At 36.9% G+C, this 18,913-nt stretch carries 23 protein-coding genes; 9 read left to right on the top strand and 14 right to left on the bottom strand.

Features of this window, described 5'->3' with window-relative positions:
- Positions 1-59: 59 nt before the first annotated feature.
- The 11 genes from cmk to MHB58_RS06485 form a co-directional block, all read right to left on the bottom strand.
- The gene (cmk, locus tag MHB58_RS06535) at positions 60-734 is read right to left on the bottom strand and encodes a (d)CMP kinase (protein ID WP_008404929.1); all 675 of its coding nucleotides are present in this window, start codon (positions 732-734) and stop codon (positions 60-62) included.
- A 176-nt stretch (positions 735-910) separates the two neighbouring features.
- Positions 911-1,564, bottom strand: coding sequence for a flagellar brake protein (locus tag MHB58_RS06530; RefSeq protein ID WP_008404930.1), 654 nt, complete (start codon positions 1,562-1,564; stop codon positions 911-913).
- A gap of 108 nt (positions 1,565-1,672) precedes the next feature.
- Positions 1,673-2,956: a PepSY1/2 domain-containing protein gene (locus tag MHB58_RS06525; protein WP_008404931.1), complete on the bottom strand. Its 1,284-nt coding sequence runs from the start codon at positions 2,954-2,956 to the stop codon at positions 1,673-1,675.
- 14 nt (positions 2,957-2,970) lie between these two features.
- The gene (gene sleB / locus MHB58_RS06520; protein WP_008404932.1) at positions 2,971-3,759 is read right to left on the bottom strand and encodes a spore cortex-lytic enzyme; all 789 of its coding nucleotides are present in this window, start codon (positions 3,757-3,759) and stop codon (positions 2,971-2,973) included.
- A 350-nt stretch (positions 3,760-4,109) separates the two neighbouring features.
- On the bottom strand, positions 4,110-4,781 hold the full coding sequence (gene prsW, locus MHB58_RS06515; protein WP_014824315.1) for a glutamic-type intramembrane protease PrsW: 672 nt from the start codon (positions 4,779-4,781) through the stop codon (positions 4,110-4,112).
- Positions 4,782-4,908: 127 nt separating this feature from the next.
- Positions 4,909-5,874: an asparaginase gene (locus tag MHB58_RS06510; RefSeq protein WP_014824316.1), complete on the bottom strand. Its 966-nt coding sequence runs from the start codon at positions 5,872-5,874 to the stop codon at positions 4,909-4,911.
- A gap of 12 nt (positions 5,875-5,886) precedes the next feature.
- Complete coding sequence (locus MHB58_RS06505) at positions 5,887-6,852, bottom strand: YpdA family putative bacillithiol disulfide reductase (RefSeq protein WP_014824317.1); 966 nt, start codon at positions 6,850-6,852, stop codon at positions 5,887-5,889.
- A gap of 42 nt (positions 6,853-6,894) precedes the next feature.
- A complete protein-coding gene (locus MHB58_RS06500; RefSeq protein WP_008404938.1) occupies positions 6,895-7,653 on the bottom strand; it encodes a metallophosphoesterase in 759 nt (252 codons plus the stop codon).
- Positions 7,654-7,833: 180 nt separating this feature from the next.
- Positions 7,834-8,550: a LysM peptidoglycan-binding domain-containing protein gene (locus MHB58_RS06495; RefSeq protein ID WP_014824319.1), complete on the bottom strand. Its 717-nt coding sequence runs from the start codon at positions 8,548-8,550 to the stop codon at positions 7,834-7,836.
- Positions 8,551-8,631: 81 nt separating this feature from the next.
- Entirely contained in the window at positions 8,632-10,077 is a 1,446-nt protein-coding gene (locus tag MHB58_RS06490; protein ID WP_340734877.1) for a RecQ family ATP-dependent DNA helicase, read from the bottom strand.
- Positions 10,074-11,114: a helix-turn-helix domain-containing protein gene (locus tag MHB58_RS06485; protein WP_014824321.1), complete on the bottom strand. Its 1,041-nt coding sequence runs from the start codon at positions 11,112-11,114 to the stop codon at positions 10,074-10,076. The genes MHB58_RS06490 and MHB58_RS06485 overlap by 4 nt, the downstream gene beginning before the upstream one ends.
- Before the next feature lie 102 nt (positions 11,115-11,216).
- On the opposite strand from MHB58_RS06485, the gene MHB58_RS06480 reads away from it, so the two are divergent.
- From MHB58_RS06480 to MHB58_RS06455, 6 genes are all read left to right on the top strand, one after another.
- The gene (locus MHB58_RS06480; protein ID WP_008404945.1) at positions 11,217-11,465 is read left to right on the top strand and encodes a ferredoxin; all 249 of its coding nucleotides are present in this window, start codon (positions 11,217-11,219) and stop codon (positions 11,463-11,465) included.
- A gap of 136 nt (positions 11,466-11,601) precedes the next feature.
- Entirely contained in the window at positions 11,602-12,381 is a 780-nt protein-coding gene (locus MHB58_RS06475; RefSeq protein WP_269764167.1) for an enoyl-ACP reductase FabI, read from the top strand.
- Positions 12,382-12,468: 87 nt separating this feature from the next.
- Positions 12,469-12,744, top strand: a complete 276-nt coding sequence (locus MHB58_RS06470; protein ID WP_014824323.1) for an excalibur calcium-binding domain-containing protein — start codon at positions 12,469-12,471, stop codon at positions 12,742-12,744.
- 14 nt (positions 12,745-12,758) lie between these two features.
- Positions 12,759-13,457: a glycerophosphodiester phosphodiesterase gene (locus tag MHB58_RS06465; protein ID WP_014824324.1), complete on the top strand. Its 699-nt coding sequence runs from the start codon at positions 12,759-12,761 to the stop codon at positions 13,455-13,457.
- Between the two features lie 221 nt (positions 13,458-13,678).
- Positions 13,679-13,858: a hypothetical protein gene (locus tag MHB58_RS06460; protein WP_008404951.1), complete on the top strand. Its 180-nt coding sequence runs from the start codon at positions 13,679-13,681 to the stop codon at positions 13,856-13,858.
- Positions 13,859-14,218: 360 nt separating this feature from the next.
- Positions 14,219-14,737 (top strand): YusW family protein, encoded by a 519-nt coding sequence (locus tag MHB58_RS06455; protein WP_014824325.1) that lies wholly within the window; start codon positions 14,219-14,221, stop codon positions 14,735-14,737.
- Positions 14,738-14,934: 197 nt separating this feature from the next.
- Here MHB58_RS06455 and MHB58_RS06450 read toward each other — a convergent pair whose 3' ends face one another.
- Positions 14,935-15,645: a DUF421 domain-containing protein gene (locus tag MHB58_RS06450; protein ID WP_014824326.1), complete on the bottom strand. Its 711-nt coding sequence runs from the start codon at positions 15,643-15,645 to the stop codon at positions 14,935-14,937.
- 218 nt (positions 15,646-15,863) lie between these two features.
- Between MHB58_RS06450 and MHB58_RS06445 the strand changes: the two genes are divergently transcribed.
- Complete coding sequence (locus MHB58_RS06445) at positions 15,864-16,139, top strand: hypothetical protein (RefSeq protein ID WP_014824327.1); 276 nt, start codon at positions 15,864-15,866, stop codon at positions 16,137-16,139.
- A 411-nt stretch (positions 16,140-16,550) separates the two neighbouring features.
- On the opposite strand, the gene MHB58_RS06440 is transcribed toward MHB58_RS06445, so the two are convergent.
- A complete protein-coding gene (locus MHB58_RS06440) occupies positions 16,551-16,751 on the bottom strand; it encodes a cold-shock protein (protein ID WP_008404960.1) in 201 nt (66 codons plus the stop codon).
- Between the two features lie 360 nt (positions 16,752-17,111).
- Between MHB58_RS06440 and MHB58_RS06435 the strand changes: the two genes are divergently transcribed.
- Positions 17,112-17,675, top strand: a complete 564-nt coding sequence (locus MHB58_RS06435) for a nitroreductase family protein (protein ID WP_340734876.1) — start codon at positions 17,112-17,114, stop codon at positions 17,673-17,675.
- Positions 17,676-17,759: 84 nt separating this feature from the next.
- Here the strand turns inward: MHB58_RS06435 and MHB58_RS06430 are convergent, their stop codons facing one another.
- Positions 17,760-18,173, bottom strand: coding sequence for a MarR family winged helix-turn-helix transcriptional regulator (locus MHB58_RS06430; protein ID WP_008404964.1), 414 nt, complete (start codon positions 18,171-18,173; stop codon positions 17,760-17,762).
- A gap of 173 nt (positions 18,174-18,346) precedes the next feature.
- Between MHB58_RS06430 and MHB58_RS06425 the strand changes: the two genes are divergently transcribed.
- On the top strand, positions 18,347-18,850 hold the full coding sequence (locus MHB58_RS06425; RefSeq protein WP_008404966.1) for a CarD family transcriptional regulator: 504 nt from the start codon (positions 18,347-18,349) through the stop codon (positions 18,848-18,850).
- Positions 18,851-18,913 lie beyond the last annotated feature (63 nt).

Raw genomic sequence — 18,913 nt, 5'->3', positions numbered from 1 at the left:
CAAAAAATAACCCTTTATTTTCAGAAATTTCGTACGTTAGCTTCATTTTTTAATAGCGGTTACTGCATTTTTTGCTGCGCTAATTTCAAAATTTCCTGTGCCGCTTCATCAATTGATAAATTCGTCGTATCTAAAAATAAAGCATCTTCTGCTTGGATGAGCGGTGAGGCTTCACGTTCACTATCAAGCTTGTCCCGTAAAGCAATTTCCTTCTGTAATGATTCGATTGTTGAAGGAATACCGCGGCGTTCATTATCAAGGAAGCGTCGATGTGCACGTTCCTCAACTGTTGCAGACATGTAGATTTTAAGCTCTGCATCTTTGAGTACATGTGTCGCAATATCTCGTCCATCCATTACAACGCCGCCATCAGCAGCCAGCTTTTGCTGCATCGCTACGAGAATTTCACGAATATTCGCGTGTGCCGCAACTTCTGAAACATTTGCTGTAACTTCATTTGAACGTATAGCCTGTGACACATCTTGTCCATCCACAAAAACGAGTTGTCCCTGCTCAGACGGTTGTAATGTAATCGCCGTTTGCTGCAGCATTTTTTCAATCGCTTCTGCGTCATGTAATTGTATGTTTTCTTTCATCGCTTTATACGTCACTGCCCGATACATTGCACCTGTGTCGATATATGTAAATCGAAGTGCTTCGGCTACAATTTTTGCAATGGTACTTTTCCCCGCACCTGCAGGACCATCAATTGCAATTTGAATTTTTTTCATCATAATTAATTCCCTACTTTCCGTTGCTATTGTATCATAACCGAAAAAATTTTTACCTTCTTTACGCTATATTTTTTTGAAAAAAGCTGCTCCTCCATACATACCGGATCAACTTCCGTCACATTAGTTTTACTTATTTAAAAAGGTCTAAAAAGTATGATACTTTTTAGACCTCTCGCTTATAATTCATTCATTTCTTTCTTGCGGATCATTACTTGTCGTTCGAAGCAAAAACGGACAATTTGCTGCTTATCATAATCATCCGTATCCGTGAAATTCAATGAAGCCATCATCATTTCATTACGATTGAACACGTTCACTACTCTCGCATCTGTTTCTACATATCGAATTTCACCATTTATAAATGGCAGGACGACAAAAGCCTTGACTGTATCACCTTCAGTAAAATTGACCGGTGACTTAATATGAATCAATGACCCTCCAGCGCTAATGTCTTCAGCTGCAAGCTGAAATTTCTGTCCTTCATGTTCAATTGCAATATCTACAGGTGTTTCCACACGAACATATTCGCGACGCTGAATTTTAATAAATTCTTCAGCAGGTGGACATGCAAGCAGTATCATCTGAACATTGCCGCCTTTACGTCCTAAAACTTCCGTATTAAAGCAGTAGCTTTCTTTTTTTTCCGTACTGAATGTTGCACGGAATTGTGCGCCATCAATTAAAAAAGCAATTTTTTTAGTTGCCGTATTAATTGGATAATCGATAAAAATCATATTGTCCTGTCGATCGACAACACGACATTTAAATTTTTCGACCCTTTCCGTATAGGTTGGCTCCAGCGTTAGTTGCGTTCCAATTTTTAGTTCCATTTGCCTCTCCCCATAAGAAATTATTCATACTTTATTATCTCATGGGAATGTAAATATAGCTATATTTTTACAATTAATTTCACTGGACCTCGCACCTGATTCAAGGTACTAAAACACTTTTTCATTTTTAATTACTTCATGTGTTTCCGCATCGATTACAACACGATACGTATCCTGTGTCTTATTGTCGAGCCTTGCAATAACCTCATAACATTTACGAAGTTCCAGATTTCCATTGCCTGTATAAATTTTTTGCACTTGTTCAACACCTACATGATCAGCAAAAAATTTATCCCAATCTATCGGTACTTCGCTTTGTTCTTTAATTTTTTCTTCCTGAATATATTCCATTGCATTGACACCTAAAATCTCCGCGTTATCCTTCGCAATTTTCACTTGAATACTATCCGGGTAAATTAAAGCTTCATCATCTCCATGCACTCTTGTAAATACGAGATGCCATGCTTCATGATTTTCTCGTGATTCGGAAAGCTTCACATCAGTGTATCCCACTTTATTCATAAAACTTTTTGCCGTATTTAAAATTTCTTCATGTGAACGCGCATCCTTTTTAACCGGTCGTTCAAGCAGGAACGAAAGAAGATGGCCTCCACTTTCAGTTATGTCGGCATACCCGATTTTGGAACCATGGATAAATTGAATATGATAGAACGGGTATGGTGCATCATCACTGCTTTTCGTAACCGTTACAATCGAATCGTCGATATTCGGGAAGAAGTTTTTAAATTTTTGAATGGCTTCGTTTTTCGTAATTTTTTTATCTTTTAAATGCTGTAATTCACGCTTTTTTTCATAGTCCGATTCACTCGCCGTTAATGGAAAATCGGTTTCATTATATGTTTTCAATTGTTTTGATACGTTCATAAATGGTGAATCTTTAAGATTGGTCGTTTGATTCGTTGACCATTTTTTTAAATTACCATCATTTTCATAAAATGCGACTGTGGCAATATTCCATTCCTCTGCGAAAGAATGTAAATTGGAAGCAACCGTTCCCATTTTATTGCGCCAGTTTTCGTAGTCTCCCGTAGCAGCCGCTTGTTTTGCATTATCACCGATTTTCCCTAAATAACGCATCCATTCATTTTGAACTTCTGCCTGGATCGGCAAATTCGCAACAGTTTTTCTTAAATCACTGCTCATCCGCCAAATGGAATCCAATTCATTATTTAATGCTTTTTCATCCTTAAAGAGTAAAGATTGTTCCACTGTTGTATGCAATGTCGATAACTTTTCAGTCGCTGCCGAGAGATCCCTTGATTGGGTAGCATAAACAGCTCGCTCCAAATCTTTATTCTGTGTAAATAAATCAAAGGATACAAAGGCTAATATAACAACAAATAAACCTAATAAATATGCAAATTTTTTCATGTTTTTACCCCCGCCTATAAGCAGAAAATATGCTCACCAATTTGTTTGATTTGAGGTCTCGACCAAATCCATTTACTCGTCGCTGTAACAGGATTAAAATAATACAATGCATTCTCGGATGGGTCCCAGCCGTTGATCGCATCCAGTACTGCCTGTTTGGCACGTTCATTTGGAGTAAGCCAAATCTGACCGTCCGCAACCGCTGTGAAAGCTAACGGCTGGAAAATAATTTCCGAAATCGTATCAGGAAATTCAGGGGATTCCAAACGATTCAAAATTACAGCTGCAACAGCAACTTGTCCTTCATACGGCTCGCCTCGCGCTTCCCCATACACTGCATTCGCTAAAATTTGCAAGTCCTGTTCTGTATAGCCTGGCGGCAGCTGCATGGAGGTTGTATTATTTGCACTTGTACCGCCATTTCCGCCTTTTTTCACCTGGTTTTCCAATGCTATTCCGCCGTAATACGTAAAGCTGTTCCCTGCATTGATTTGTTTATGAACCCATGCTTTATCAAAATCCGAATTATTTTCAAGCTTTTCCTTCGTCGACCTTCCGGCAATTCCGTCTACAGGTAGCCCGTACTGCTCCTGAAAATTACGAAGCGCCCAATACGTTCCGTAACCAAATTTCCCGTCAATTTTTCCATTATAGTAACTTAAATATTGAAGTCGTGCCTGTAACTCGATTACATCGTCACCAAATGCACCCCGTTGCACATCCTGACCTGAAAATGCAAATGTATGACTTACAAAACTACTTGATATAATGAATACGAACAAGACGATTTTTTTCACTGACATTTCCACTCCTTTTTCAGTAGGATGGAGAAATTTGAAAAGTTTATACATTGTAAAGTTGATTTTTAAGTCTATTGAAAATATTTTCTTTACTCGTTTTTCGTTTGCTAATAAGATTTTTTACATAGAAAAAGGTTTGCTACAAAAACATTTGTAACAAACCTTTAATAAATGATTGCTATAGGATAAAGTGAAACTTCAATTTCGAGACAGATAAATTACTACCCGTTAAAGCGGGATAAAGTATAACTTCAATCAGCGGAGCTCTTCATCCCGCTGATTGGCAGTTGAACCAATCGGGCTGTTACGGGTAGTTTTGCCTCTGCCGCTACGCTTTCGAGGCAGATAAATTACTACCCGTTACTGCGGGATAAATGTTCAATTAGATGTTCGTGTGCCTGCTTTACTTTGCGCAGAGCAAATGTCCATAAGAACAGCATAAACGGCAGCATCGCATACAAAAAGTATTCTTCTAACATTAATATCGAATTATAGATAATATGAAGTCCAACAGGTGCAAAGAGTGCAAGGGCGATATACCTCTTCTGTATTTCTTCACTTGAAAACTTCCCTTTTCCGTAATAGTAACCCATGACTACACCGAACAGTGCATGACTCGATACCGGCAATAACGCACGCATAAAAGCTTGATCTATTCCGAAAGATAGTAAGTAGAGAACGTTTTCCACAGTAGCAAAGCCTAATGAAACAGCTGCCCCATACAAAATACCGTCATAAGGATCATCAAACTCAATATGGCGTAAGATTACGGCAAGAATAATGAGCCATTTCACAAATTCTTCTATCGAACTGGTAAATACGGCATTGATAAAGAATGGATTCGAAAATGTCTGTTCTTCTTTTATAACGAACTGTATAAATAAAACGGGGAATGTAATAACCCCGCCATATATGAAGGAATGCATTAATGTACGCCGTGGCTCGGTATCCATCTCATTGCGTAAATAAAAGTAGCTTAAAAGGGCTAAACCCGGCGCAATCGCTGCTGATAAAAGTATAAACATCATGCCGGCTCCTTTCGATTCTAGGCTCTTATTAGTATAGCACTATTTTTTTCAATGCAGTGTAGCATACCCATTTTTTGTCTAGAAAATATAAAAACTCGGCTACTTTCACACCGAGTTTTTATTGTTAATGCATAAATGTATCAAAGTTCTTATTACCGTTTGCAATCATTAACAGGAGCTTGAGGCGTGCTTTTTTCGGATCAAAGTCCCCACCCATAATGACACCGGCATCCTTCAAATAATTCGCACTACTGTAATAATCATAAGTCGGGAAAACACGCCCTTCTTCTGTCGATGTCGTCAATACAACTTTCGTTCCTTTTTGGCATAGCTTTTCGATCGCGCCCATCATTTTTGGGGCAACTTGACCTCGACCGGCACCGACAAGCACAACACCTTCAACATTTGCTTCGTAAAGGGCATCCAAAATAATAGAACTTGCTCCAAGATAGGCAAATACAATCTCGACAGCAGGATAGCTTTCTTTTATTTCATATACTTCTTTATGGGTTGGCTTCTGGTATATAATTACCTCGTCGTTATCGATAAATCCAAGCATGCCATAGCCAATTGCCCCAAAGCCGTTAATACTTGATGAGTGCATCTTCTTTACGTATTTGGAATGAATGATCTTTTCATTAAAGACGACGCAAACCCCTATACTTTTTGCTTCTTCATTTGAAGCAACCAATAATGAATTACGCAGATTGGAATAAACATCTGTACCAATATCGCCAGGTGATTTTTGTGAGCCTGTTACAATAATTGGACGTTCATCATGAATTGTCAGCTCTAAAAAGTAGGCTGTCTCCTCTAAGCTGTCTGTACCATGCGTAATGACAATTCCGCTCACCGATTGATCATTAAAAACATTTTTAATCGTTTGATTCAGTAAATTTAAATTTTCAAATGTCATATGCATCGATGGGATTTGATAGAGATCAATCAATTCAATATCCATCTCATTTTCCAGCTGGCACATTGATAAAATGGCTTGGCCATCCAGTTTGCCGGACTCGAGTTTGTTTTTATTATTGCGAGTACTCGCAATCGTTCCGCCTGTCGTAATAAGCACTACTTTTTTCTTCACAATATTCACCCCTTATGTAGTTTGACGAGCAATTTTTTGAGCAATCAAATTCCCATGAAAGCGACCATTTTCTATAAAGATTTCATTTGCATTATTTCCTGCAGCGATGACACCGGCAATAAATAAATTTTGTACATTTGTTTCCATTGTTTCGGGATCGAATGTCGGTCTTCCTGTTTGTTCATCAATTTCGACGCCCATTTCACGGATGAAGCGGTGGTCAGGATGATAACCGGTCATTGCAAATACGATATCATTATCAATTGTTTCTTTTTGGCCGGCTATTTCGACAATGGCTTCTTTTTCTCTAATTTCTTTCACTTCTGTATTAAAGTGCATCGTAATTTCTCCTTCTCGGACTAGACCTAAAAATTCCGGCAATACCCATGGCTTAATGCTGGCAGAATAATCATTGCCCCGATAGATAACCGTCACATGTGCACCTGCTTTATTGAGTTCCAATGCCGCATCAATTGCAGAGTTTTTCCCGCCGATCACTAACACATTCAAATCAAAAAACGGGTGTCCTTCTTTAAAATAATGATGAACTTTCGGCAAACTTTCTCCAGGTATATGCAAATAATTTGGATGATCGTAATATCCTGTTGCAATGACTACATACGGTGTTTCATAGCTGTCTTTGTCTGTCTTGACATTGAATATACCATCCACCTTTTTAACACTTTCCACTTTTTCAAAACGGTTCACAAGAAGTTTTTTTGCCTTCACCACTTCACGATAATAGACAAGCGCCTGATTGCGTTTTGGTTTTCGTTGTTCAATAATAAACGGTACATCACCGATAGCCAGTTTTTCACTCGTACTAAAAAAAGTTTGATGTGTCGGATAATTGTATATCGCATTGACAATATTACCTTTTTCGATAATGACTGGGGACAATCCGATATTTTGTAGTTCAATCGCTGCAGCTAATCCACAAGGACCTCCACCAACAATGATTGCTTCTACCTTTTGCATACTAACATCTCCTTATTCCAATTCCTATAGATCGCTATTTACTTATTCCAATTCCCCTTGTTCAAATTTAATTGTAATAAGATGACTTTCCGGTTTAGCACAGAGGCGCAACGGGACAAGAGTCGTACCATACCCATTGCTGACAAGTTCATAGCGGTTTTTGATTTTTTTAAAATATCCGTGTGGCTGCAATCCAAATTTCCCAAGGCGGATTTGCCCTCCATGTAAATGTGCTCCAATACTGAGCAGTGGCTGAAACTGCTTATGTACTTTGCCGAACAACTCCGGATTATGTGCAATGAAAACGGTATTCTTTTCTTCACATTGCTCAATTGCACGCTGGATATTTTGTTCTCCCGGACGATATGAGACCGCGCTGACTGACACATCATTTTTACTTTCCAGCTTGACTGTCCCATTCTCTATAATACGAATATGATGGTCTGCAAGTAGCTGTCGCAGCTTTTGTTCGCCGAATTCGATATCATTATTTCCCCATATAAAATAGGTAGGGCCCAGTTTTTTGAGCGTACGGATATTGTGAAGTACCGTTTCTTCAGAAGTCCGGCGATCGACAAAATCTCCTCCTATAAGGACAGCCTGTATCTTTTGATCAATCGAATCAATCATTGCCTCATTAATTTTGCGCGCATGTGTATCCGATATGAAAAAAAGGTTGATTGTTTCACTGTCGCCTGTTGCCTTCACTTCGTGTGAGCGGATATTGTTTTCATGCCCTTCTTTATACATATAGAGAAGCACTAAAATACATGCGATTCCAATAATACTTATTATGACCATACACGGTCCTCCAATTCAAAAAAGACTAATTATACAATAGCCTTCTTTAACGTTTTGATAACCATTAATTTAGCATAGTCTTTATAAAGTTTGCTAAAATAATAAATTTCCTTCATAAAGAAAAAGACGAGAGCCGGAACGGTTCGTCTTTTTACTAGTCGTTATACAAGATAGAAAAAATTATGGAACAATTACTAAAACCTGCCCCGTTGCAATACTGTCGGATGATAAATTGTTGGCAGCTTTTATTTTATTAACATATTCAGGACTACCATTGCCGTAGTACTTCAATGCAATACGGTATAAATTGTCAGTCGATTGTACAGTATGTGTTTTTTGCTGTGCTTTAGCCGCTTCCTGAGCCGCTTTTTTCTTCGCTTCCTGCTCTTTAGCTTTAGCTGCTGCTACTTTCTGTGCTTCTTCCGCCTTTTTTATTTCCTCTGCTTCTTTTGCCGCTTTTTCTTTTGCGATTCGTGCTTCCGCCTTTTTCGCTTCTTCAGCAGCTAATTTTTCTTTTTCCGCTTTCGCTTTCGCCTCATCCACTTCGGCTGTATTGTCATCCTTTTTTTCTTCTTTTTCTTCGTCATCGTTAGTAGCAGATGGCTGTGTTTTCGGATCCTGTTTTTGAATCTCCACTACTAAGTCGTCCTTCTTATCCGCATTTACGTTTTCACTTGCAGATGTGTTCGGTTCATAGATCAACCACACATAAGCTAAAATAACTAAAGGAATAAAAATTAAGACAACTGTTAAAACCGTCATCATTGGGTTTGTTTGTTTTTTTCCGCTTTTCTTTCGATGTCGGCTAACACGTGACATTTTTGTACCTGACTCGTTATGTAGGTCAATCTCTTGACGATGCTCCTCTACCTTTTCCCGGTAATCTTCTTTTGTCATGGCCTGCACCCCTCCAACTACTAAAAATTATAACTTTATTATGACCAATTTCTACATAAAAGTAAACGGTTCGATAGTAGATTAAGAGTTTATTAACAATATTTTCTTGAGGCGATGTTGCCAATTTGTCATTTTAATCATAGTTTTTGAAATATCTCTCTCTTCCACAAGTTCAGAAATTTCAATTCCGCAGTTGGAACAACAATATTCCTGCTGCTTTGTTAATTGTTGACCAAAGTATTGAACTACTTGCTTACGCATACAATCCGAATGTTTAATAAGCTTTAATACGAGCTGAACTTCTTCATATTTCTTTATCTGTAAATTCATCATCCGACTCTTTACTTCCTCAGCTGATTCACGTGCCAGCCAATAACTTAATACACGTAAAACCACTTCTGACATTTCACCATTTGCAAGCAATGACTGCGGCTGTTCCCCAGTGGCTATCACTTCAGTAAATCGGTCTACATGTATATTTTTCGGCAAATCTTCTGACGCAATAAACTTTGCAAATTGCTCATCTCCCTCACAATATAACAAAAAGGCAACTGCTTTCTTGCCATCTCGACCCGCCCGGCCAATTTCCTGCATATAGTTCGACAACGTTGCAGGCATTGTTTCATGAATGACTTGACGGACGTTCTCTTTATGGACACCCATACCAAATGCATTTGTCGCAACAATCCATTCAAGATGTCCCGCTAAAAATTGTTGCTGTATAAACTGACGGTCCTGTGCTTCCTTACCGGCATGATAAGCGGCCGCTGAAATATTTTGCTGTAAAAGCTGTAAACTGATTGCTTCTGCTTTTGAGCGGGATTGTGTATAAATGATGCCTGGACCGGCTGTATTTTTCACATGTTCAATAATCCATTCAATCTTTTCTTCACGCTCTGAAAATAACTTTTTTACTAAATGAATATTTTCCCTGTTTACAGCGTGTACGTAGTGAAAAGGTGATTTCATTTTCAGATAGGATTGGATATCTTCTAATACGGTATCTGTTGCTGTGGCAGATAACGCGAGTATAGGGGGACGGTTCGTTTCCGATAATATTTCGCCAATCCGTAAATAGTCCGGACGAAAATCAAACCCCCACTGTGAAATACAATGTGCTTCATCTGCAACAATCAACGAAAGTTCCATCTCCTGAACCCGCGCCTTCACTTGAGGCTGCAATAGCATTTCGGGAGAAGCGAAAATAAACCGGTACTCGTCCAAAAAGTGAAGTGCATATCTTTTCTGGTCCACCGTTAGAAATGAATTTAATGCAACAACCCGTTTTTCCCCCATTTGCTTTAGCTGATCGACCTGGTCTTGCATGAGCGATAAAAGCGGCGACACAATAAGTACCGGTTTTTCAAATAAATAGCCCGGCAGTTGGTAACATAGAGACTTCCCCATGCCGGTCGGTAAAATGGCAACAACATCTTTGCCATCCATAATATTTCTTATAATCTCTTCTTGCCCTGGCCGGAATGCATCATATCCGAAATATTGCTTTAAGGCACTTTGTAATTTCATGTAGGGGACGCTCCTTTCGCCAACGTTAGCCGCAATTGAAAATAGCTTAGTTGCGGTAGTAATTCCTTTAATGTTTTTAATCGTTTCGTATCGTAATTTTCGACTGCATCCAAAATTTGTTTCTGTTCTTCATTTGTTACAAATGGTTCGATTGAAAAGTTCGGTTCATTCATCGCAAGCTCGACAATATGATCTTCAATCGTACTCATTTTCAATCGCCGAATATGACTGATTTCTTCCAATGTTCTACCCGCTCTGTATAACTGGGCGGTTGAGTTGGTCGAAGCAGTCAATACTACTTCCACTCGTATATTTTGCATGATTTCATTTAATAGTGGGTATTGTGATTTTTCACGGTACAACTCATTTAACCAAGTATGCAATGCACTTATATAATGCAGCTGAACATCCATTTCCTGCATGTTATAGCCAAAAGCAAGTTGTTGCCACGTAAATCCGGGTTCATTATAGCCCGTCAGTCGATACATGAGTATATCTTTCATATTTTCTTCTATTGCGCTTTTGGACAAACTCGCCGTCATTTCGCTGTAAATCGCCTGTTGCAGCATGCCGTTCTGATAGTGGTGGCGTACTAAAAACTGGCGTACCCATTGCTGTGTCTGTTCGTTCTTTTCAATCGGTATAAATGCCTTTTTATGATGCTGCTGGTGTGACAGGCTTTGGATAATAAGCGCAAGTCTGCCGAAAAATACATGTTCATTGCCACGGTAATGCCAGCCATCAAAAGAAAGAGACAGCGGTTGTACCGCAAGTTGTTTTCCTTGTTCGGTCATTGTATAAAAACCGTTTTCTTCTATTATAATAATACTCTTGGCAAACATGAGATCAATTTGCTCATCAAATTTATGACGGGCTAGTTTTGGGAGCAGCCCAAAGTAGGAATATAAATTAAAGAGCCCAACATCATGAATTGTCTGACCCGACCGCTTACCCTTCAGTAGATGATAGGCGGCGGAAACAGTACGTTCCTGTTGAAAAGTATGTAAAATTTTTAAAAGAATTTGTTGGATTAGCATATCAAATCCCCCATTTTAGTAGTATTAGGTTGAAAAGTACTGAAAACAGCATTAGAATAAGTAAGAGCTTTATGGAAACGAACGGATAAAGGAGAGGTAACAATGCCAAAATATACTATCGTAGATAAAGATACTTGTATCGCTTGTGGCGCTTGTGGCGCTGCTGCACCAGATATTTATGATTATGATGATGAAGGAATCGCTTTCGTTATTTTAGATGATAACATGGGTACTGCTGAAGTTCCAGAAGATCTACTAGAAGATATGCAAGATGCATTTGAAGGCTGTCCAACAGATTCTATTAAAGTTGCAGATGAAACATTCGACGGCGACTCGCTAAAATTCGAATAGTTTATAAACGAAACGATTCTTTTTCAAGGATCGTTTTTTATTTTGCCCTATTTTTCTCATTGCGCATCTAGAATTGAGATGTTATAGTTAATATTAGTAGTAGGTACTAATATTAACTAACTATTTTAGGGGTGTCATTATGGATTTATTACAATTAAAAGGGAAAAATATTGTCGTAATGGGTGTTGCCAATGAGCGCAGTATTGCTTGGGGCATCGCAAAGCGATTATTTGATGTTGGAGCAAATGTAATTTTCACATATCGGAAAGAACGTTCAAAAGGAAAAATCGAAAAGCTTTTAACAAATTACGAAGATCATAATGCAACAGTTATTGAGTGTGACGTAAACAGCGACGTAAGCATTGAAAAAGCATTCAATCAAATTGGTGAGCAATTTAAAGTAATTCATGGCATTATCCACTCTGTAGCCTTCGCACATGCCGAAGACCTGCACAACCGATTCGTCGAAACAACTCGTGATGGCTATGCCTTTGCACAAGATACAAGTGCTTATTCGCTGATTGCTGTAACAAAAGCTGCAAAACCTTATATGACAGAAGGCGGCTCTATCGTAACGATGTCTTATTTAGGTGCACAGCGTGTGCTTGACGGCTACAATGTAATGGGCGTCGCTAAAGCAGCACTCGAAGCATCGATGCGCTATTTGGCAGCGGATGTTGGTGCAGAAAATATTCGTGTAAATGCGATTTCAGCTGGTGCTATCCGGACATTGGCAGCAAAAGGTGTGCCAAGTTTCAATCAGATCCTGCACAAAATCGAAGAAACATCTCCGTTAAAACGCAACACAAACCAGGAAGAAGTTGCTGACATGACGATTGTGATGTTAAGCCATCTATCCCGCGGTGTGACTGGCGAAACGATTTATATCGATAGCGGTTATAATATTATGGGTTAGTCCTGAGCGAATTCACTACCTCCCTTGTGAATTCGCTTTTTTCTATGGTAAAATATTGGAAAATACAGGTTTGGGAGGTTTTTTCCAATGAAAAAGTATATTTCCGCATTGTTAATGGGTACTGTTTTAATAATAAGTTTCTCGTTTTCGACAATGAAAGTAGAAGGAGCTGCAAAAGTAAAAGCAGTCGCTTATAAAAATTGCACAGAATTAAACAAAGTTTACAAAGGCGGCGTATCAAAAGACGCAAAAACAACGAACAAAGGCGGAAAAACAAAATATAAACCATTCGTATCAGCCGAACTTTATAAATTAAACGAGAAAAGTGACCGCGATAATGACGGCATTGCTTGCGAAAAATAGGAGTTGTGAAATAGATGAAAATTCTCGCTCACCGTGGTTACAGTGCCAAATATCCGGAAAATACGATGATCGCTTTTCTGGAAGCCGCAAAGTTGAATATTTGGGGAGTTGAATTTGATGTCCATTTAACAAAGGACAACCAGTTAGTCGTCATTCATGATGAATCAATCAACCGGACTTCAACGGGGAAAGGCTTTGTGAAAGATATGACGCTTGAGGAATTGCAAACATTCGATTATGGCTTATGGTTTGCTCCGGAATTTGCGGGTCAAAAAATACCTACATTGGCGGAAGTACTGACAGTTTTCAAAGCGACCCCTTTCCAGATCAATATTGAGATTAAGTCAGACATCTTTGAATATCCAGGCATTGAAGCGCTCATTGCAAATGAAATACATGCCTTTGATTTAGTAGATCGGGTCATTATTTCTTCCTTTAATCATGAAAGCATTGCACGCTTCCAGCAAATCATGCCTAATGTGAAAACCGCATTGCTATTTGCTTCGCTTATTATGAACTTAGAGGAATATATAAAGAAGTTCAATACTGATGCTATACATATCACCTATTATTACGGGATGCGATCCATTGTTCAGCAAGCCGTTAAGAACGGGATAATCGTCCGAGCTTATACAGTAAATGATGGCGCAATAGCCCGGCAAATGGAATCACTCGGCATCGATGCTGTTTTTTCTGATGTAGTAAACCTATAAAATAACTAAAACCTGTTTCAGAGAAATTCTTCTGAAAACAGGTTTTTATGTAAATATTTAGATTATTATTAGAAAAACGCTTTCAAAGAGCTAAAAATCGTGAAGTTCATTTTATCGTCAAACTTTAAAAGTTTTACTCGTTTTCACTCCCATCTCCTTTGAAGTCAGACGTCTGTTTACTGTATATTTATAGTAACAACTAACGATTCGGAGATGAAATTATGAATACGGAAATTTTGTCATTTGTAGAAAAAATGGAAGCAGCTTTACTTAATGATTTAGTCACAACAGACTCTTCTGACTTATATGAAATTGCAGTTGAAATGATTGCTCAGCATAAAGATTCTTATAAAAATATTTGCCAAGCGTATGAAGTAGTTAAGCATAACTTAGTGGGCTAGACTATTTTAAAGTTAATACACGGTACATACTCTTTTGTACCCTAAAATAAAAATAAGCCTTCCGCAATTTAGTGGAAGGCTTATTTTTATTTTTCTATGTACTGTATAATGTCTGAGTTAAGACTTAATTTCATTAATTTTTATTTCTTTTGTTTTGTGTAGATTTACTATTTGACCGGTGTCCTTAACTTTAAATTCAATAAATGAGGCATAGTTCAGAATTTACATTTTGAAAGGTATTCTTGAAAAATTCGGCAAGAAGGCTTTTTTAATTGAAGTAAACATGGATAGATCATTTTAATTTGGGAATACTCTCTTTTAATAGTAGTTATTAATGACACTTTTAAAGGAGAGAGTTTAATGAAAGTATTTAAAGGAATTCTTACAATGCCATTATTATTGGGATTATTGTATGCCTGTAACAATGAAGATGCAAATGTAGATAAGGATAAAGAAGTTACAGGAAATAATAGTGTGGTTGATGAAACAACGAATAATAATGCCACTAATAATACAGAAAATGAAGAAGATGAACGGACTGGAATAAAAGTTGCAGATGTAAATTATACTTTTACTGATTTTGATTTAGACGTAGAATATGCAGACCATAAATCATACGATGTTGAATATGAGAACGATGGAAACAATATTTATGCTGAACTAGATGATGATCTTAATGGTGTTAAATATAATGGCGATAAAGCCTACGACAATTTTGCCGATGCATTAAAACAACTTACATTTGATAAAAATACCAGTGATGAGGATGTTCGTAAAGAAGTTCTAAAGGCATTTGCTCTAGATGAGAATTATCAGTCATTTGAACTTGAAGTAAAATTCCAAAACGGTGAAGAAAAACATTATCATCATAATAAATAATTGTACTAAGAAGGCTATTTTATAGAACTCTTCACTATTAAGCATAAAATCGAAATTGCATGGTGCAATTTCGATTTTTTGTGAACTGAAATTAGTTATGTCCTCGCCACTTCAATGTCCCTTTTACTGAAATTCTTAATTACCTCTTTTCAGAAGCCAATACCTCCAATTTCCCTATAAAACAAATGGTTAATCATTTATTCTTTATCAATTGGAGAATGAATATGATTCTCATATGTATCAATATACATATTTCCATTACCGGATAATACTGCGTATAATACATTACTTTGAACCAAGTTACGTTGCTTTAATTCAGAGTGCAACCATTGTTCGGATAAGTTATTCTGATCTAAATTCTGTTTCATTACTTCTCCATCCATAATTAGTTCAATTGGTAAATTAAATTCAGGGGTTATCGGTATCATTAAATCTTGTTTATTGACATTTCTAAATTGAGGCTTTTTTAATACTGTTAATGTCCCATTTGTCTCTATAATTGCAAATAATACCTCTTCGATATTAAAGACATCCTTTTCTCTTAATTGTTGATTTAAATAATCTAACGTATAGCGCATCTTATTCATATTCTTCTCAAGTATTTTTCCGTTTTCAATAACTATTGTAGGATCACCAGCTAAGAACTTTCTGCCTTTTTTACTTTTTAGAGAAATGAGAGCAATCATAAATATTATAAAGACATAAATGACAAATGCTAAGATTGTATGAGAAACCTTTAAAGATGTATTAAAGGCTAAGTTCGCCGATATAGCTCCTAAAGAAATTGTTGCAACAAAATCAAACATGGTCATTTGGGAAATCGTTTGTTTACCTAGTATTCGTGTCCCTACTAGTAACAGTCCGAAAGAAGTAAACGACCTCAAAATTATCTCAAAATGTTCAAGCATTTTATACCTCATTTAACTTTTTTATATAGGTTTTACCATTCCCTTTTTTTCTAAACCTTTATTTTTTAGGAAAGGTTCTTATTTGCTCGGTTAAGATGTTTTTTATCAAATGTTCTATTTTTTCACTAGTTACGTTACCTAGTTCGTTTCATTTTCATATCATATTCTAATAATGTAAGGCTAGCCTTACAAATTCGGATAAGAAAAGGGTGTTACAAATGGGTTGTAATTGTAGCAAATGTACAAGTGAATTAAGTTCTAACAATAATAAGAATCGTTGTAAAGGTTGTATCTGTGACCTATTAAGAGAATTAAGAAAAGGGACAGAAGTTGACGTTTTCTTATCAGGCGGTCAAATATTAGAAGATGTCGTTTTTAAAAGATTTGACAACAATAACTGCTGTGCAATATTTATTGATCCAATAACTGAACGCGGTTCAACACTTATCGTAGACTGTCAAAAAATTGATGCGATACGAATTGAAGCAGACTAAGTAAACAAGAGGCCACTTTCTTTAAGAAAGTGGCTTTTCTTCTGAATTCGATTTTCTCAACATTCTGTTTCAACTACTAAAGCTAATGAACCACGAAAAGGCATGTGGCTGACAATCCGTCATACTTCAATTACTACCCGGTTAATGTGAAAACCTCGGAATTTCCATAACCCTCCCCCATCAACTCTTGCCAATTTATCGTCAAAGTCGTATTTATCATGCTAACTTGCCGTTAAATTCCCGGTGAAATAAGATAAATTGTAAATCCTTACTACCTGTAGATACGACAAAATTAATAGCAGTTCCATTTTCATCTGTAAAATTTAAAATACAATATTTTTTAAATGAAAATATACAAAAAAAGAGGAATCCTAATGTAAGGATCCCTCTTTTATGATTACATCATTAAAATTAAAGTTTTACGATGTTTGTAGCTTGTGGTCCACGTTGACCGTCTTCTACTGAAAACTCAACTTTTTGACCTTCTTCAAGAGTTTTGAAACCGTCGCCTTGAATAGCTGAGAAGTGAGCGAATACGTCAGAACCGCCTTCAACTTCGATGAAACCGAAACCTTTTTCTGAGTTAAACCATTTTACTGTACCTTGTGTCATTTAAATGACCTCCAATTAATTAAATTTAATAAGATCGCAATTCTTCCAAAAGAAAAAAATTCACATATTACAAAAAGTACCAACTAAACCACGAATACTTTTTGTAATAGGTGAATTTAATGTCTTGTAACTATCTCATTGACCTTAGTATATAGCAAAAAATTGCATTTGTCTACTATTAAAAACAACTTTATCTGCTTCTGCCTTTCTTACAATAGATGACCTGGATTTCCATTAATAATTCTCAATTACTAACTAATGATTATTTACTTACTTTTTGTAAGCATTTTATTTGCAATTATATTTTCGCGTTGGTTAATATAGGAGATGTATTACATAGAACTAGGAGGATTTTTTTTCATGGTATTACAAGCAAAAGAATTTCGAACTGCGGAGCACGACATTTCTGAAGTATTTTTAAATCGTTGGTCACCGCGCGCCTATGCAGACACACCTGTTGCAGAAGATGTATTAAACCGTTTATTTGAAGCAGCTCGTTGGGCTCCTTCAGCAGGCAATAACCAACCTTGGCGTTTTATCGTAGCGAAAACAGAAGAGGATTTAGCAAAATTCCACCCTGTATTAATGGAAGGTAACTTAGTATGGGCAAAACGTGCACCCGTTTTAGTATTAGTCGTTTCAGACAATACAAAAGGTTCACATGAGTTTGATTCAGGTACAGCATGGGGCTTCCTGTCACTTCAGGCAGCTAAAGAAGGATTAATCACTCATCCAATGAGCGGTATTTATAAAGATGTGGCAAAAGAAGCGTTTAACATTCCGGATACGTTTGATGTGCATTTAGCAATTGCTATTGGTTACAAAGGCGATAAAGAAATGCTCTCTCCTGAATTACAGGCTCGTGAGACACCGTCAGGCCGACGCCAATTAAATGAAATTGTATTTGAGGGTTCGTTTAAATAAGTAATAAAATGTATTGAAGTAACCGCATGAAGGAAGTACTCTTTCGTGCGGTTTTCTGTTGTCTTCATTTTGAAAGTATCGCATTTAAATTTTCAAGAGCGGCTTTTTGAGCATTTCCAGCAGCATTTCATATTCTTTATCCCCGATTGTATCTCTTACCATCTTTTCTATTTCCAGTTCCATCTTTTTGCTTTCATTAAAAATAATGATTCCCTTTTCGGTCAAATGAGCCATCTTTTGAACTTTCGACCCTTTTATTAATTCGGTCGTAATTAATTCCTTTTCTTGTAAGGAAGTCACAAATTTATGAACCCCTTGTTTTGAAATGTCCAATTGTTTAACTAATTCAGGTACTGTTACATAGCCCTCATATATGTTTTTCAGTACAAACCATTCCGAACTCGTTATATGAAGGTCATTATTTTCATTCCACATCATTTCAGCCATTTGGCGCAAATGTTTATGTTGGCGATACAATAATTCTATAAAGTCAATCATGGCTTTTTCCCTTCTTTCTATCAACATAATTCTTAAATATTCTCAAGCATCATACTAAAGGAAAAATATTAATTCAAGTTCACGATACTAATAGGACATTTAAGTCAACTTAGTTGACTTAAATGCAAAATTACTTTAAAATTAAATTTATAACTTTTTCCGGAGGCGTATATATGTATAAAATTGGTGACTTAACGTTTTATAAATCCCATGGTATTTGCCAGATTGAGGGCATTGTAGAACAAAACTTCACAGGAGAACCTATGCTTTACTATGTTATGCAATCAAAAATTAGACCGGGAGTAACACTATATCATCCAGTTGAAAGTAAAAACTCTCAACTTGAAAAAATATTGAGCTATGATGAAGCAGTTCAAATTATGGATTGTTTCTCAAATGAACCAAGCGAATGGAATGACCGCAGCACAAACCGTCAAAGAAATCACGCAGAAATCTTAAGTGCGAACAATCATCTAGAAGCTGCCCAGTTAATGAATACTCTCCTAAGAAAAGATTTAGAATTACAAAAAGACGAGAAAAAAATAACATCCCAAGATTCACAAATTTTACAACAACTCTCAACGATTATATTAGATGTCCTGGAAATCGCGCTTAAAAAGCCAAAAGATACGATTGAAAAGGAAATTTACAAAAGAGTTCAAGGACCTACTACCTGATTGTCAAAATCAGCTTTCCTTATTAACGAGTTGAAGTAAATTCCGTTTACTTCAACAATACTC

Origin of the sequence: Solibacillus sp. FSL K6-1554, assembly GCF_038005185.1 — a bacterium.
Lineage (GTDB): Bacteria > Bacillota > Bacilli > Bacillales_A > Planococcaceae > Solibacillus > Solibacillus silvestris.
The sequence above is the reverse complement of the archived record's forward strand: the minus strand, read 5'-3'. Positions and strand labels throughout refer to the sequence as shown.